This window comes from Polaromonas sp. P5_D5 (assembly GCF_054049435.1).
Map to the genome: position 1 here is coordinate 488,630 of NZ_JBFUMJ010000003.1, position 16,719 is coordinate 505,348.

7 protein-coding genes are annotated in these 16,719 nt (G+C 63.9%); 2 read left to right on the plus strand and 5 right to left on the minus strand.

Annotated features, from left to right (window positions below; genetic code table 11):
- Positions 1 to 67: 67 nt before the first annotated feature.
- Positions 68 to 1,252, plus strand: coding sequence for an esterase-like activity of phytase family protein (locus tag ACXJKE_RS15120; protein ID WP_457281405.1), 1,185 nt, complete (start codon positions 68 to 70; stop codon positions 1,250 to 1,252).
- 6 nt (positions 1,253 to 1,258) lie between these two features.
- Positions 1,259 to 2,095 (plus strand): pyrroline-5-carboxylate reductase, encoded by an 837-nt coding sequence (proC, locus tag ACXJKE_RS15125; RefSeq protein WP_457281406.1) that lies wholly within the window; start codon positions 1,259 to 1,261, stop codon positions 2,093 to 2,095.
- A 213-nt stretch (positions 2,096 to 2,308) separates the two neighbouring features.
- Here the strand turns inward: proC and ACXJKE_RS15130 are convergent, their stop codons facing one another.
- From ACXJKE_RS15130 to ACXJKE_RS15150, 5 genes are all read right to left on the minus strand, one after another.
- Positions 2,309 to 4,993, minus strand: coding sequence for a hypothetical protein (locus ACXJKE_RS15130; protein ID WP_457281407.1), 2,685 nt, complete (start codon positions 4,991 to 4,993; stop codon positions 2,309 to 2,311).
- A gap of 71 nt (positions 4,994 to 5,064) precedes the next feature.
- On the minus strand, positions 5,065 to 11,103 hold the full coding sequence (locus tag ACXJKE_RS15135; RefSeq protein WP_457281408.1) for an SdrD B-like domain-containing protein: 6,039 nt from the start codon (positions 11,101 to 11,103) through the stop codon (positions 5,065 to 5,067).
- Positions 11,104 to 11,219: 116 nt separating this feature from the next.
- On the minus strand, positions 11,220 to 13,862 hold the full coding sequence (locus tag ACXJKE_RS15140) for a beta strand repeat-containing protein (RefSeq protein ID WP_457281409.1): 2,643 nt from the start codon (positions 13,860 to 13,862) through the stop codon (positions 11,220 to 11,222).
- A gap of 118 nt (positions 13,863 to 13,980) precedes the next feature.
- The gene (locus tag ACXJKE_RS15145) at positions 13,981 to 14,481 is read right to left on the minus strand and encodes a hypothetical protein (RefSeq protein WP_457281410.1); all 501 of its coding nucleotides are present in this window, start codon (positions 14,479 to 14,481) and stop codon (positions 13,981 to 13,983) included.
- A gap of 677 nt (positions 14,482 to 15,158) precedes the next feature.
- A complete protein-coding gene (locus ACXJKE_RS15150; RefSeq protein WP_457281411.1) occupies positions 15,159 to 16,649 on the minus strand; it encodes an aminotransferase-like domain-containing protein in 1,491 nt (496 codons plus the stop codon).
- Positions 16,650 to 16,719: the final 70 nt, after the last annotated feature.

Here is a 16,719-nt window from a genome sequence, read left to right on the forward strand (position 1 = left end):
GCCCGACACGATTTGCGCGCCTGCGCTTGTCACACTCCCCTCAAGCGCGGCCGCTAGACTTGGCCGCATGAACCCTTACTCCACAACACCCTCCAGGCGCCGGCTGGTCCTCGGAGCCGGCGCGGCCGCTGTGCTGGGCCTGGCCGGTTGCGGAGCGCCGCAACCGGTGGCCGCAGCCACCCAGCCGCCTCGAACACGCCTGCGCCTGATCGGTGAATCCCGCATTCCACACCGGCTGCAATTCCAGGGCACCACGGTGGGCGGGCTCTCGGGCATCGACTACGACGCCGCCAGCGACCTGTATTACCTGATCAGCGACGACGCCTCCAACATCAACCCCGCGCGGTTTTACACCGCACGCATCGCGCTGGACATGAACAGCCTGGGCCAGCCGGAATTGCTGAGCGTCACCACCCTGCGCGAAGGCAATGGCGACGCGTATGCGGCCGTATTGCGGGGCATCCAGATTCCCGACCCGGAGGCGATTCGCTGGCGCCCCACCAGCCAGACGCTGCTGTGGACCAGTGAGGGGCACTCCCTGGCGGGCGTGGCACCGGAGCTGCGCGAAAGCCGGGCTGACGGCACGATGGTTCGCGAATTTACGCTGCCGCCCATGTTTGAGTTTCATCTCATCCGGGGGCCGCGCGTCAATCTGGCGCTGGAAGGCCTGGCGCTGACACCCGATGACAAGACAGCCTGGATCGCCATGGAAAACGCTTTCCGTCAAGATGGACCCGTACCCACGGTGAAAGCGAAGGGCGGGCCCTGCCGCTTCACCCAAATTGACCTTGCCAGCGGGAAAGCATTGCGGCAAATCGCGTATGTGCCCGACGCCATTCCGCGCGCACCTGTCGCACCAGCCACCTATGCCGACAACGGTGTGGTGGAAATCCTGATGCTCGATGCCGACCGCATGCTGGTGCTCGAGCGGGCCTATATGGCCGGCTGGGGCCCGCAAGCAGGTAACTCGCTGCGCCTGTACCTTATCGACACCCGGCAGGGATCCGACACGCTCGCAACGCCTGTCCTGCAGACTGGCACCTATCGCGCGGTGGACAAAACACTGATCGCCGACTTTTCCACCTTCACCGGCCCGGGGCCCGGCCTCCGGCTGGAACGTCTGGACAATACGGAAGGCATGGCCTGGGGCCCGGTACTGCCCAACGGAAATCGCAGTCTGGTCTTCATTAGCGACGACAATTTCAGCTCCCGGCAAATCAGCCAGTGGCTGGCCTTTGAATTTTTGGATTGACAACGCATGACCTCCACTTCCCGCACAAGCAACGAACACATTGCCTTCATAGGCGGCGGCAACATGGCCAGCGCCATCATTGGCGGCCTGCTTAAACAGGGCATGCCAGCCAGCCAGATCCAGGTGGTCGAGCCTTTTGAGGAGCAACGCAACAAGCTCACCCGGCAATTCGGCGTGCAGGTGCATGAAAAACCCGGCGCGCCACTGGCCAGCGCCGGCCTGGTGGTCTGGGCTGTAAAACCGCAGACTTTCAAGGATGCAGCCCTGCAAACACGCTTTCACACCAAAACCGCCCTGCACCTGAGCGTGGCAGCCGGCGTGCGGTCCAGCAGCATCGCGCGCTGGCTGGGCACCGAGCGCGTGGTGCGCGCCATGCCCAACACGCCGGCGCTGGTCGGCAAAGGCATGACGGCGCTGTTTGCGCGGGATGCCGTGACAGACGATGACAGGCTGGCCGTCGAGCAGGTGGTCAAGCCCACAGGGGATTTCCTGTGGCTCACCGAGGAAGCCCATCTGGACGCGGTCACCGCCATTTCGGGCTCCGGCCCGGCCTACGTCTTTTATTTTGTGGAAGCCATGATCGAGGCAGGCACGGACATGGGCCTTGCGCCGGAACAGGCGCGCAAGCTTGCCGTCGGCACCTTTGTAGGCGCTTCGGCGCTGCTGCAGGCGTCCGACGAGACGCCCCAGACCCTGCGCGCCCAGGTCACGTCCAAAGGGGGCACCACCTACGCCGCGCTGACCTCCATGGAGCAGGACCGCGTCAAGATGCTGTTCATGCGCGCCATCCACACGGCGAGGCAGCGAGCCGGTGAATTGGGTGATGAGTTTGGTGCGGGCTGAAGAGGTTTAAGAGAAAACCTCCTGCAACCCAATGTAGGAAAGCGCAAGCAGCTATCTATTTAGGAGCTTAGGAACTCAGCTCATCTGGTGATGAACTTTGCTTCCCAAGCCCCCAACTTAATAGCTGCTCAGGCACATATTCGATGTCAATGGCCAAAACTACAGAACAGCCTGAAAAAAGCCGTTTTCCGCCTCTGTGAGCACCAGGGAAGCCTACTGATCAACCTTGACACGGTAAGTGACGACGATTTGTGCCCCAGAGGCCAGCGAACCGGTAAAAGTCCACTTCAATGCCCCCTGCGCGTTCACGGCCGGTTGCGTGGTCACCGTGCAGCCCGTGATACCCGTGGGCAGCACGCCTGGGCAGGCGGTGGAGACGAAGCCGGTGAACGCCGGGGTCGAGTCGCTCACAAACAGCGTGGACAGCGCCTGTGTGCCGTTGTTGGTGGCCGTCAACGTGTACTGCAGCGTGTCGCCAGGGCTGGCGTTTACGCTGGTGGCCGAGGCGATAGCCTGGGTGACGTTGCTCACCAGCTTGGCCAGCGACAGGTCGCCAGCCTGGCCGACGGTGGTGATATCGGTGACAAGCAGGGTGCTGACGCTGAGCGCCGGGCTGGCGTTGGTGTAGCTGAAGGCCGCGCTCAAGGTTACGCTGTTCTGCGCGCCCTGGCCGGCCCCAGCGGGCACGAACTGCTTGACGATGAGGCAGACGGTCTGCCCGGCGGTGACGGTGAGAGCTGTGGTGACCTGCGCCTCGCTGGCCTCCAGCGCTGCGTTGCAATTGCTGTCCTGATACAGCACCTGGCTCCACGCAGGGCTGGCCGGCGTGGCGGTGTTGGCCATCGAGAAGGTGACTTGCCCGCCGGTGCCGGCGGTGTAGGTGTGGGCGTAAAACACGACCGTGCCGGGCTGGGCGGTTTGCGCGCCATTGGGGCTCAGGGTGTTGGGCGCCACCATGCCGAAGCTGATGCCGGTGCGGGCCAGGCCAGCGCCGGCGGTGTAGCTGACGCTGGGCCGGGTGTAGCTGCCGCCCGTGGTACCGGCCGAGCCGCCGGTGGCGGTGTAGCCGGCCGGCAGCACGGGCGTGATGACCACGGTGCCGCTGGTGACACCGGGAATCCACAGAATGAAGCTGCCATCGCTGGCAGTGGGTTCGGTGTCCACCGTCGTCGCACCCTGCATGGCGTTGACGGTGATGCCGGCCAGGCCGGGCTCCGTTCCGGCCTTCACGCCGTTGTTGGCAGTGCCGCCGCCCGCGCCGTTGTCGGCAAACACGTTGCCGCTCAGCGTGCTGCCGCTGTACAGACCAAAGTTCTGCGGTGGGGGCGGCGCGCCTACGATGCTGAACTGAATCACGCCGGTGGGGTTCTGCGTACCGATGAAGCCGGCCGGATACGCAGCCGCGATGTCGCTCAGCGTGTTGTTGCCGTCCACGATCAGGCAATAGTTGCCCTGCTGTATGTTGGTGAAGCTGTAGGCGCCGGTGGTGAGGTTGACCGATGCAGCCACGGTGGCCGGCCCAGTGCAAGTGCCGCCCGTGCGCGGCGCAAGCTTGACCCACAGCGCGCTGGCTCCGCCAATGCCAGCCTCGCCCGCGTCCAGGTTGCTGTTGTGGTTGGGGTCGCTGTAAACGTTGCCGCCGAAACCCAGGGCTACCGTACTGACCACGGGCGCAGCGCAGCCGGCGCTCGGCGTGTTGGCGGCAGTGCAGGTGGTGGCTGTCGGCGGGCTGGTGCCGCCGGCCGGATCCACGGCGGTGTAATTGGTGACCGTGATGTTGCTCGTCGGTCTTGCCGTAATTTGCAGGGTCGAGGTGCCGCCGCTCGCGGCGATGGTGCCGACGAAATCGCAGGTCACCAGCGTGCCGCCGGCATTGGCCGCGGTCGAGCAGGTCCAGCCGGTGCCGCTGCTGCTGACGTAGGTCATGTTGACAGGGAGCTGGTCGACCACGCGCGCCACAAAGGCCGGCGTCGTGGTGGTGGTTGCCACCGTGAGGGTGTAGACACTGTTGGCGCCCACCTGCAGCGCCGGGCTGGGCTGAGACTTGCTGACGGTCAGCGTGGGGTAGATCGGCGTGATGGTGACGGAGCCATTGCCGCCGGGGTTGCCTGTACCCGGCGCTGTGCCGGTTACGGAAGCGCCGCCCGCGCCGCCCGCCGAGGCGCTCGCGGTGAAGGCTGAAATCAGCACCGTGTCGCGGCAGGAGCCGCCTCCCGTGGCCTGGCGGGTGGCGTTGGCACCGCTGCTGTCCACCAGTTCCGCGCCACCCACACCGGCCGCACAACCGCCGCCACCACCGCCGCCGCCGGAACCGTCGCCGACACGCGTCGTGCCGGCGGTGCCGGCCCCGCCTTGCAAGGTGCCGATCGTTATCGCTGCCGGCAGGCCGGCGCGGCCCGGCACGTCGAGCGCGCCGCCCTGCCCGCCGCCACCGCCGCCGGCGATGATCAGCCTGGCATTGGCGGCCGTGGCCACCACGCTGGCGGCACCGCCGCCAGCACCGCCGCCGGACCAGCCGCTGCAGCCGGCCTGGCCACCGGAGCCGCCGGCCCAGCCCGGAGCACCGCCCGCAAGGCCGCCCGCGCCCGCCGCGTTGGCGCAGGTAAAAGCACCTTGCGATGTGTTGCCGGGCCGGCCACCCTGTCCGACGGCCACGTTGAGCACGGTGCCGGGAGCGATGTAGTAAGTGCCGGTGGCCCGCGCACCCGCGGCGCCAGCGCCGCCGTCGCCGTTCAAATCATTGCCACCGCTGCCGCCGCCCGCGCCGTTGGCCTGGATGATCACGCCGCCCGCCCCCGCAGGAACGGTGTAGGTCTGCAGGGCGCCGGTGTAATTAAGGGTCGTCTGAGCCATCGCCCACGGCGCTGCCACCAGCATGATGACAGCGGCCCACGCCATGCGACCTACCCTGCGGGACTGCGGGCGCAGACGAAGCGCATGGAGGGAGAAGCCTGGACGCGGAAAGAACATCATGATTTGGGGCCCGCCGTGTTGGTAGGTGAGGCAGTAGCCGTGCCAGCGGGTTCGAACACATTCTCGTCAAACTTGAAGCGTACACGCAGGTAGACACCGCGCTGGGTGTAGGCTTCGCCCGCCAGGTCAGCGGCCCTGAAACCCTTGATGTTGTAGCCCAGTGACACCCACATGTTTTTCCAGGCCAGGTAGCCGACTTCCACGCCCACCGCGGTCTCCGCGGCACCGTTACCCCACATGCGGTAGGCCTGCAGGCTGACGTCCCAGCGCTCGGTAAGGTCCCAGGTGGAGCGGCCGCCGATCAACTGTGTAAAGGAGCGGCTGCTGATGCCGTTGGACTTGTCGCGGCCCCATTTGGCGGCATAGCGCGCGCTCGTCACCCAGCTGCGGCTGGGCTGAATATTGAGGTGTGTGGAAAGAATCAGCCCGGACTCATCGCGGCTGACGCCCGGGCCCAGGGTGCTGTCCGAATCCTTTTTGTATTCGATGCGACCCAGCGCATTCCACACGTCAGTGCTCACCGGGCGATAGGCCACGCCGGACTGGGCTGTAATCAATTCACGCTTGCCGCCCGTGGCGCCGAGGTTGGTCTGCTCGCTGTAGAGGCCGCGATTGAGCAGGGTCCAGCTGTCGTCCAGCTTGTTGGCCAGCGCGCCCGTCAGCAGCCAGCTGCTCGAAGTGGTCGATGTCTGCCACTGCACCTGGCCGGACGCTTTCCAGGTGGCCGCGGCCGTGTAGTCGGCCCCGATGGTGACGGCGCTGGAATCGTCAATGGTCACACCCGACAACGGCTTGATGCGTTGCAAGCTGGCTGTCAGACCGACGCCGCTGTCCAGGCGCCAGAGCCTGCGCAGGCCAACAGCTGCTTCACTGCTGCGGCCGTTGATGCTGTCGCCCATGCGGTATTCATTGAACAGCTGCGTGCTGTCCGACAGTTCTGTGTTGATACCGGCAACGGTGGTGTATTGCGAAGTCGACGCATTGAGCGTGTAAATGCTTTTCAGACTATTGATGAAGTCATGGCGCGCATACAGACGCGTTGTGGAATTAATGGCATAGTTGCCGCCGACGCCGATCTCCCGGCCGCCGCTGCCGTCGATCGCGTATTCGGCCAGGCCGTAGACGTCGGCTTGGGGCACATCCGGAACCGGCACCGTCACCTTGACCCGCGCCGTGGTGTAACCCACCTCCTCGGACGAGCCTGAAGCCAGCGCCGTGGCGGAAGGCGTCACCGGAACGGTACTGCCAGGCAAGGCCGGACCGGAAAGCGCAGCGGCGGTGTTGGCGCTGCTGTAGCGCACGCCAACTTCCACCTTCACATTTCCGGGCAGGCTGTGTTCGAGCTTCAGGTCCGCGCCGGTTTGTGCCGCGCCTGTCACGCTGTTGGCAGTGCGCAGCGCTTCAGCGACAAGCCTGTTCTTGTCATCCACCGCGTAACCGATTTTTGCGCCGTATTCAGACTGCCCGGCCGACTGCACGCTGTTGGGGTTGTAAAAACCCGCACTGGTGCGCGCACCCCAGACGCGCGCCTGCAGCGCCTGGTCATCATGGCGGACTTCCACGCGCTGGCCTGAGCCGTTGCCCTGCAGATCTGTGCTGCTGCGGGCGATTTCACCGGTGGCCACGGTCTTTTCGCCCAGCTTCGCCGTCACGTTCAACCCGCTGAGGTTTTGGCGATTGGCGGGGTCGGTGTCCTGCACCGCCGTCGCGCCGAGCGATATACCCGGAAGGACTTCCAGGCGCGCATCGGCGCCGGCGACCGTATGTTTGGGGCCGCCCGAGTCCACCGAATAGCTGACCCGCACGAAGATCGGATTCAGGTCGGCGTCCACGCTCGGAACCGGAGTCTTGAGCAGGAGCTGGCCGCTGAAAGGTTCGATTTCGTAGTCGGTGAACTGCGCCAGCGGCGCGTCATTGATGATGACCGACGCCTGGCTGCGGCTTCGCGTGAGGATGTCGACCTGCTGGCTATTAACCACGCCGTTGATGTTGAGCCGGAACGGCCCGGAAGTGCCATTGGCGCGGAATTCCTGCACCAGCTGTGTCGTCGCCGTGCGGCTTGCAAAACCTTCCACGGTCACTGCGCCTTCCTGGTAACGGCCCTTGACACCGTTCAGGGCGCGCGCGTATTGCGTGAGCTGACGTGCGGCGTTGTCGCTCTGGGTTGAATAGTCGCCCAGCAGTGCGTAGTTGGTGCCGTTTTGCAGCATCACGTAGAGCTTGCCGGTGGACTGGGCGTCAAAGCCACGCGCCGACGAATCGCCATACACCGGGTAAAACTGGTTGGGCTGGATATCGCGGAACAGCGCCGTATCGGAAGGCTTGTCGGAATCGTAGGCCAGCGTCAGCAGGGAAGAGCCGAGCACCTTGCCTTTGAGGAACAGCGCAGTCCGCGCAGCCGCTTCGCCCTTGCCGCCCGCAAAGCTGCGCGACGTGCTCCGGATCTGCCGTTCAAAAACATCGCCGCTTTGCGCGGGTTGCAATGCGGAAGGATTGAGGCTGCGCAGGTTGAGGGTGCCCTCCACAATACCGGCCGCAATCATGGGCCGCAGGTTGGGCATGAACTCGATGGCCGCCACAGACTTGACGGTGCCGCTGGCAATACCAAGCTCCGCCTTTCCGGGCTGGGCTGGTGGCAACAACAAAAAGCGGCCCTCACCACCTTCAACGAAGACCTGCGTGCCGGGCTGGCGTGCATCCAGGTCGGGAGTCTGCCACTGGCCAAGGCTTGCCTGCAGCGTCACTTGGGTTCGCACGGCCACCGGCAGCCCTTGCGCATCGCGCAGCGAAATGGTGACAGGGACGGCAGTCGCACCGTCAGCAATCAGCTGCGCAGGCGCGCCAACTTCGATCTTTGCCAGGGCACCGGGAACCAGGATCGTGACTTGCGCCGTTCCACGTGCATTGCCAAAACCGTCAACAGCGCGCACACCCAGCGTGTTGCGGCCGGGCCGGAGGTCAACACCGATGTATTCCCAGGCGACGACGCGGTTCTTCTCAAGACTGCTCTTCTTGCCTACCTGTGTGGCGGGTACCAGTTGCCCATTGAGGGTGACCTCAAACGTGGCGCCTAGCGGGCCTTTCACCCGGACGCGGGTCTGGGCTGAAGGCAACACCTGCTCGTTGACCAGCCCGACAAAACCCGTTTCACCATTGAGCTCCGGCAGGAGATCTTCCAGTGGAACGACTGCCTGTAGTGATTCGGCAGCGGAAACCGCGGAAGGTGGCACAGACTCCGACGCGACCTCCAAAGGCGTGTAAATAGGTTTGGGCAACCCCTGGGCGTTAGGCGCGTATGGTCCGCCCGGATCGCCCACTGCGCCCAAGGTGCCCGGCAGCGGTGCCACCGAACCTGCGGGAGTATTGTTTTTCTGTGCTCCGGGCAGACCGAGCACGCCGCTGGAGGGAAGCGTCCGGCTGTCCACCGAGGCTGCACGGCTGGACTGCAGCAACTGGCCTGCAGCCTGGGCGATCTCCGACGGATTGCCCAAGGCCTTTCGGCGAAGCGCGATCTGCTCCTGAATGGCAGGCGTGCATTCGGCGATGGCAAAGTCGGCCTTGTGGAGTTCGCCATTGATCAAGTCCACAAAACGGCTGGCTGCATCCAGGGCATTCCGGTTGTTGAGCACCTGGAGCGAAGCACCTGCAGGCAATGTGATGCTGTCGATCTTGGCGATATGGGTGCGTGGCTCGAGGCCGTAGAAACTGTATTTGCCTTCCTCGTCCGTCACGGCATAGGTGCCGTCTTCCAGATAGATCCGAACGCCCGGAATGCCTGGCTCACCCGCGTCCTGCACACCATTACGGCTGCAATCGGCAAACACCTTGCCGATCACATAGGCTTTGTTGGAAAACACACCGCCGACGACCTGGACGCGAACGCTGGACCGGTTGGACCGCACCACTCCGCTGGCGGCCTGCGCCGTATTGATGCCGTCGCCGCCCTGGCTGCCCACGCCGACGCGCACGCGGTAGGTCAGCGTCGGCTGCGAGCCGGAGGCGATGGCACCCACCGCAAACTGAAGGCTGGGACCCGCACCGCCTGAAGGGTCTGAAAGGGGCACGCCGTTGAGCCGTGCCGTGCCGCGCACATAGGCAAAGCCGGCAGGCAGGCTGTCGCTGACCACAACACCGGGGAGTGCCCCTGCGCTGACGTTGTTGAACTTGATCGAGTAGTCAACAAAGTCCCCGACTTCTGCTGTCTTCTTGTTGGCTGTTTTCTGGATAAACAGGCCACCCGCATTCGCACCTGGATCCAGGGGTACGTCGAAATGCACAGGCACACCCGCCACGACGAAATTGCCCCCGTAAGAGCCCGGTGTATCGATCAGCCGACCCGCAGGCTGTACCCCGGCAGGAAGCAGCGATGGAAAGGTGAAGCCCGCCGGTTGGGTGATTACCAGCCGGTATGTGCTGTTGGCCACCAGCGGAAATTCATAAAACCCGTCGGCAGCTGTCACGACAACGCTGGGAGCCGGCGTTACCCCATCTATCTGGAACACGACGGCTGGCCCACCGGGAACCCCGCCATTGCCGGCACCGGTGACGTCGATCAGCGCTACCGTGGCGCCGGCAACAGGCTGGTTGGTGGATGAATTGAACACGATGCCGGAAGGATCCACCAGCAGCGTGGTCGTCGCCGAGACGGTGATGCCGCCGCAGGAGGAAATCGTGGCCGTCACCGTGTCGTTTCGCAGCACTTCCAGTATGCCGTCGCCGGAAGCCACGATGTGCGTCGCCGCATTGGCTGTGGGAACATTCGGCATGATGCGGAAGATGCCAGTGTTGGGGCCGGTTTCCACAGCCGTAAAGGTTTCCGAATCTCCCGTAAGCCGGCTCACCAGCGTGATGGGCACCGTACCTACTGTCGTGGAGTCAGCATTGCACACAGCAGCATTGGCCTGCACAAACAGTGGATGGCCCGGCGTACCGAGGGCGGTCCGGTTGGCATAAGAGGCGTTGCTGTAGAAAAGGATGTCTGCCGCGTATGCCGGCAACGGCAGCACCACCATATTGCTGGTGGTGGTCAACGGTGCAGCGGCGTCAGTCCAGTCCGCATAGGCCGTGCCCGACACATTGCCGGACGCGTTGGCGTTCACGCTGACATTAAATGTTCCCTGGAACAATCCGCCCTGGGGCAACGCGGCAATGCCCCAGGCAACGGCATCCACCGTGGCACCACCGGGTATTGCCGTGACATAGCTGTTGGTCGCTCCGCCCAGCAGGTGATACAGCGTCTGGGCACCGGGACTGGTAGACGGCAGGGCCGAGACAAAGGCCGTGTTGACCGGCACCGGGGCGCGCAGGATAAAAAGCGCCACCGGTGCGCCATTGACAAGCACATTCGCCGGGCTGGCCGCCATGTTTCCGTTGTTGATGGCCCTTGCGGTAAAGCTGAGAGCACCACCCTGAGTAGCGGTGGCCGACGAGGCTGAATAGCTGACCTGGATTGCCGCACCATTGGTGAGATTGATCGTATCGGTGTTGGTCGCGCTGGCCCCCTGGACCTGGCTCAACGCACTCAGGGTAATCTGGGCCGTCTGGCCAGGCGTCGCGCCCGGCGGGATCTGGCCCGTGATCAGCAATCCGGCATTGGCGCCAACGGCAACCATCACGGGACTTCCGGCAGGAACCACGGGTTCACCCGCATCCACCAGACCGTTGCCATTGACGTCCAGCACCACCTGGACATTGAGCGGTGTGAAGGCGCTGCCGCCGGACACACTGGCCGTGATCAGGTAGTTCGTCGTGCTGTTGCCGGTGTTGGCAAGGTTATGGTTGATCGTGAATGACGAACCTACGCCGATCAACAGGTTCTGGCTGGATGCCAGCGTGAGCGCTTCAAGCGTCGCCACCGTGGTGTTCACGGTGTTGGAGTTGAGGTGAACCGTCAGGCCCGTCGCCGTGTCCACAAAAGTCGCCGTCGCCGTGTTGCTGATCACCGTCCCCGCCGGGGTCGGCGCTGCCTGTGCTGCTGCCCAGAAGAGCAGCAACATGCAGGAGATCAGCAGCTTGCGCAGCGGGCGAGGAAGCATGGTTGATGGGCTTGTTGTTCGGTTTTCGACAGGGCGTCGCTTTCCAAAGGGCACGCGGCCGTGCCCTTTGAAAAGCGGGGAAGCTTTCGCTTCCCGCGCTTGAGGTCAGTCCCGGGTTAGGGGTTGATGCGTACACCGAAAGTCACGACAGCCGACTGACCAGGGGTCAGGGTGCCGATCGTCGCGGTGACGGTGCCCGCTGCGCCTGCGGAGGGGCCGGTCACGGTACCTACCGTGCTTGCCGCAGCGCTGCTCAGGGTGGTGTAGCTAGGCGTCGCGTCGGACACCACAACGGAGGTCGCATTCGCGGATCCCACGTTGGTCACGGTGATCTGGTACAGCACGCACTGGTTGGGACGGGCGCTGAGGGTAGCCGCCGCGTAGACCGTGCCGCCGTTGGCGCCTGCGCAAGCCGTGTCCAGGGATTGCGCCTTGGTAAGCGTCAGGTTGCCGGCGATCACGGTCGTACTGTCAACCGCAGTAGCCACGGCAGGAACCGTCGTCGCGTAGCTGCCATTGGTGGTCGTGACCGTGATGGTCGTGGCGTCCACTGCACCGGGGGTTGCACCGCTAGGAGCGATCACCTTGTTGAACACCGTGATCGATGCACCGGGAGCCAGACCCGCAGGCAGGACGCCCGCGGCGTGCAGCGTGCTGCTGATCTGAGGGTCGGTCGCGTCGAGTACGCCGTTGGCGTTGGCATCGTAGTACAGCGCGGAAGTCCAGCCGGCCTGGTTGTCGGCGCCGGCCAGGGTCAGCGTGCTGACTGTGCCGTTGCCTTCCAGCACGTTGCCGGTATTGGTCAAGGTGTGGCTGTAGACGTAGGAGCCGCCCGGGTAGGTCTGGCCGGCGCCATTGGGCGTCAGGGTGACCGAGCGGACAGCGCTCACGATCACGGCGTCATGCAGCGTGTCTGAAGCGTTCGACGTGGGCGACAGCGTGCGGAAATACAGCTGCGTGGTGCCTGCCGCAAAGCCGGCCGGCACACCCACCACCGCGCAGACGACGACGTTGCCGCCGGCGGCCACGGAGCCGGTGTTGGTGATGGTCGCGCCGGTGGTCGAGCAGTTGCCCACGCCGCCGTCGGCGCGGAAGCTGACCGTCCAGCCAGCGGGCAGCGTCACGCTGGCGAAGGTGTTCACCGTGCTGGCGCCCAGGTTGTAGCTGTCCGGCGACGGGCCGGTGTTGTTGGCCACGATGGTGAAGACCGTCGAAGCGCCCGGGTTCAGCGTGTTGGTGACCTGCGCGGCACCTTCACCGTTGGCAAACACACCCACGCCGGGAACACCCACGGCGGTCGGCAGATTGTTGGTCGCATCAACTGCCGCGGCAGTCACGGCGGTCAACTGGTCGTTGGTTGTGGCCGTCTTGGTCGGGTCAAACACCGAGGTGGCCGTCTTGGCAATGATGAAAGGCGCACCGGTGTTGGTCGCGTTCGGCGGCAGCGTGGCCTTGAGGATCACGTTGTAGGTGGCGCCTGCGGCCAGCGGGCCGGTGTCAACCGTGCCGTCGCTATTCGTATCGACCAACGGCGTGACGCCGTCGCTCTTGTAAAGCTGGAAGGTCGTGCCGGCCGGGAAGTTGCCCGTGCTCAGCGTCATGTTGAAGGTGTCGGAACCGTTACCGGTATTGGTCACCGTGTTGGTGAAGCTTACCGTCGAGCCGGGCGCGGCCGGGCCAGGCACCGTGGTGCCGGTCAGCGTCACGGCGGCGGTCTGCAGCACCGTGAACGGCACCGTATTGGAGCCGCCCGTTACCGTGGTAGCGCCGTTGTTGTAGGACGTCGTGGCGGTGTTGTTCAGCACGCCGGGTGCAGTTCCCCCGGCCACGGTCACGCCGAAGCTGATGGTGCCAGATTGGCCAGCCGTTACCTGGTTGAGCGTGACCAGCAAGGTCTTGGTGCCCAGGGTGTAGCCCGAAGTCAGGGTGTTGGGTGCAGAACCACTGGAGGCACCAGCGTCGCTCAACGCCGTGGCGCCCGTCACGCTCCAACGTGCAGAGCCTGCGGTATAGGTCAGGCCTGTCGGCAGAACGTCGGTGATCGCCACGGCGGTGGCCGTGCTGTTACCGGTGTTCGTGTAGGTCAGGGTGTAGGTGATGGCCGTGCCGGCGGAGCCGCTGGATACGCTGGCCGACTTGGTCAGCGTGACGACTGCGTTGGTCGTGGCCGTGGTCACGTCGGTGTTCGACTGGGTTTTCGTCGGGTCAAATACGCTGGTGCCGGTCACCGTGATGGTGTTGGTCTGTGCCGCCGTAGCCGTGCCCGGCAAGGTGGCGACCACGATGTACTTGAAGAGACCGCCTGCCGCCAGTGCGCCCGTCGAAGTGATCGCCGGGCCCGTTGGTGTGCCGCTGCCGTTGTCGGCAAAAATCTGGACGCTGGCCATCGAGAAGCCACCGGTATTGCTGGTGGTCAGGTTGAACGTGTCCGTGCCGTTACCCGTGTTGGTCAGGGTGTGCGGGTAGTACACCACGCTGCCGGGTGTCGCGTTCTGCGCGCCATTGGCCGCCAGGGTCAAGCTCGCAATCTGCTGCACCGTGGTCTGCACCACGTTCGACGTGACCGTGCGCGTTATGCCGGATGCATCCGAGTACGTGGCCGAGGCCTGGTTGCTGATGGACGTGCCCGCCGGCGGCGGCGCGGCGTGGGCCGCCAGGCCGGCCAGAGCCAGCGCAAGCGCGACAAACAATCCCACAATCCAGTGGGTGAAGAAGTGCTGCAACCCTAAAGGCTGCGGACTCGAAGGATTGGCATACATGGCTTTTTCTCCTGGCTACTTAACAACGGTGAATCAACAAACAATTAACGGGGAACGGAAAGGCGAAATGCGCCGCCCGCATGGCGGGAGGCGCAGCTGCGAAGGAAGCTGGCCGTCATCACGGTTTGGCAGCCAGTGCGGCCGCAGGTGAATCGATACGCACACGCAGACTGACCACGGTGCTGGCGCCTGCGGCCAAGGTGCCGGTTTCCCAGCGCAAGGCGCGATAGTCAGCCAGGGGAACGGGCTCTTTGCGCACGCTGCCGTCGGCCTGCTTGAACATGCGCGTCAGTGGCATGGGTGCGAAGACAGTTCCATCCGTGGAGGCCAGGGCCTGTGCAGGTTCGGCACTTGCCGCGATAAAGGTGGTGCCCGGAGGCACCGGTATGGTTGCCAGAAGCTTGCCGGCTGCAGCGGCGCTGGTATTGCGGTAGGTTGCGCTGTACTGCAGGACATCCCCCGGTTTGCCATCGCCGGCAGGCTTGAGCACGGGCTTGCCGCCCACCATCTCCACGCGCTGCGCCAGGAGCTGGGAAGACACCGGCGAGGCTTGGGCCAGCACGGCCTGGCCAAACACCAGCCCGACGGCAAAAATACAAAGTTTCAGGGCAGATTTCATGGGTAACGTCCTTTCGTGACTCTCGGCAAATGGCTGGCTCGGAGGCAGATCCATGTAGGGCCGGCAACATATGCGCATCGATATGTATTTGAGACGTAACTTTATGTTACTTATCAACTTTCAGAGCCTCGATTACTTCACATGAACGCAATAGATGTGAATAAAAACAAAAATTCCGTGAGAAAAATCGCACAAATGTCCGTATTTAGTTGAATTTCAGCCTTCAATTTGATCAATTGAAACAGTAAGTTACATGTTAAAACATTGGAAATCCACCAAAAACCCTGAAGAAACTAATGGAAATTAACTAAAAACCGGATCTTCAGTTGATCAATTAGAGTTAACTCGTAACCAATAGAAACGACCATCAGATTACCGGCCAAGCCGAGTGTCATTTTCGAAAGGGGATAGGTAGCCGGGCAGCGCCAACGGGAAGCCGGAGGATGAGGAAAACAAGGAGGAAAGGGAGGAAAGAGCAACGCTCCAGGCGCAACAAGCCAGGCGAACTCCAACGCGGAGCATGGCGGGCGGAAGACATACCCGCATAGTCGCGACCGTTCCCGGCGGGCAGCGTGGCGAAGACAAGCGGCCCGAACTCGGCACTAAGCTCGCTCAAAGCTCGCTTCTTCACTGCCGGCCCCGTTCTGCCAGGGCAAGCCGCGAAAAAAGGAGGAAAGTTACCTCACGGCATCACGCAAGCGCGCAAACACCTTCCAGAACGCAGCCTCCTGCGTGGTTGCAAAGTTGATGCGCATCAATGTGCTGGGTTTGCGCGCCGCGTGAAACAAGCCGCCAGGCGCAATCAGGTAGCCCTCGTCCAGCATGCGCTGGGACAACGCATCGGTATCGACGCCCGTGTCCACCCAGCCGAACAGGCCGGCGGGCTCCGCAGCAAATGTGCAGCCGTGAGCCAGGGCCAATTTGACGCTGCGTGCACGCGCGCCGTCAAGCCGGGTGCGAATACGCTCGGCATGCCGGCGTAACTGGCCCTGATCTATGCACCAGGCCAGCGCCTTCTCCAGCAGGGCTGGCGTGGTTAGCGTGGCCAGCAGTTTGGTGTCTAGCAGGCGCTCGATGAGGTCGGGGGGTGCGGCCATGAAGCCGACGCGCCAGCCGGGTGCCAGGATCTTGGCGAAGCCGCTGACATAAATCGTGCGCTGCAGCCCATCGAGGGCGCATAGCCGCGTGGCATGCTCAGGCGCCAGGTGGCTGTAGGTGTCGTCTTCAACAATGTGGAAGTTGTGTTGCATCGCCAACTGCAGCACGCGGTGGGCGCTGCCGGGCGTGAGGCAGTAGCCCGTCGGGTTGTGGAATACGCTGACACTGACAAACAGCTTGGGCTGGTGGATTTCGCAGTATTGGGCCATCACCGCCAGGTCCGGGCCGTCGGCGCGGCGCGGTACCGGCAGGATGCGCATGCCTAAAGCGTCCAGCCGGGCGAACTCCACCGCCCAGCCGGGCTCCTCCACCATCACACAGTCCCCGGCACGCAGCAGCGTCCGGCTGACGATGTCGAGCGCATGGGTGGCGCCAACGGTGGTGATGATCTGCTCGGGCGCGGCGTGCACATTGAGTGCACTGAGCTTCTGCGAAAGCGCGCGGCGCAGGCCGCTGTCGCCCATGGGTTCACCGTACTGAAGCGAAAAGTCCCGCAACGCGCTGACGCTGGTGACTTTGCGGACGGCGGCCGGCATGAAGGTGGTTTCGAGCCAGTCTGGTGGAAACACGCCCATGCCGGGTTGCGGCTTGTTGCTGACCTTGTGGAACATCCCGCGGATCAGCGCCGTCGCATCCACCGGCGCCTGGCGCGTGGCCATCCAGGTCGCAGTGCTCCAGGCGCCCGGGGGGGTGTGGCCCGCGGGCGTACCAGTTTTTGCGTCTGCTATATTTTTTATAGCTGCCGGCGCTTTGGGAGCCTGCGCCAGCGCCGCATTAAGCGAAGTATCACGGACAAAAAAACCGCGGTTCTTGCGCGCCACCACCAGGCCTTGCGCCAGCAACTGGTCATAAGCCGCCACCACGGTGGAGGCACTTACACCTTGCTGCTCGGCGCACAGCCGCACAGAAGGCAGGCGAGCACCAGGGGCCAACAGCCGGCTACGGATGCGCTCGGCAAAGCGCGCCGACAGCTGTTCGGTCAGGGACTGTGAAGCGGTTTTCATCAACATGGTGTGGCCTTGGCACGCCCTGCTGGCGGCATGTGTGCTGACAATTTAACCAATACAGTTTGGGAATTTG

Coding starts and splice junctions, on each gene's coding strand:
- proC (WP_457281406.1), top strand. CDS start 1,259: ATGACCTCCACTTCCCGCACAAGCAACGAACACATTGCCTTCATAGGC.
- ACXJKE_RS15140 (WP_457281409.1), bottom strand. CDS start 13,862: ATGTATGCCAATCCTTCGAGTCCGCAGCCTTTAGGGTTGCAGCACTTC.
- ACXJKE_RS15150 (WP_457281411.1), bottom strand. CDS start 16,649: ATGTTGATGAAAACCGCTTCACAGTCCCTGACCGAACAGCTGTCGGCG.
- ACXJKE_RS15130 (WP_457281407.1), bottom strand. CDS start 4,993: ATGGCGTGGGCCGCTGTCATCATGCTGGTGGCAGCGCCGTGGGCGATG.
- ACXJKE_RS15145 (WP_457281410.1), bottom strand. CDS start 14,481: ATGAAATCTGCCCTGAAACTTTGTATTTTTGCCGTCGGGCTGGTGTTT.
- ACXJKE_RS15135 (WP_457281408.1), bottom strand. CDS start 11,103: ATGCTTCCTCGCCCGCTGCGCAAGCTGCTGATCTCCTGCATGTTGCTG.
- ACXJKE_RS15120 (WP_457281405.1), top strand. CDS start 68: ATGAACCCTTACTCCACAACACCCTCCAGGCGCCGGCTGGTCCTCGGA.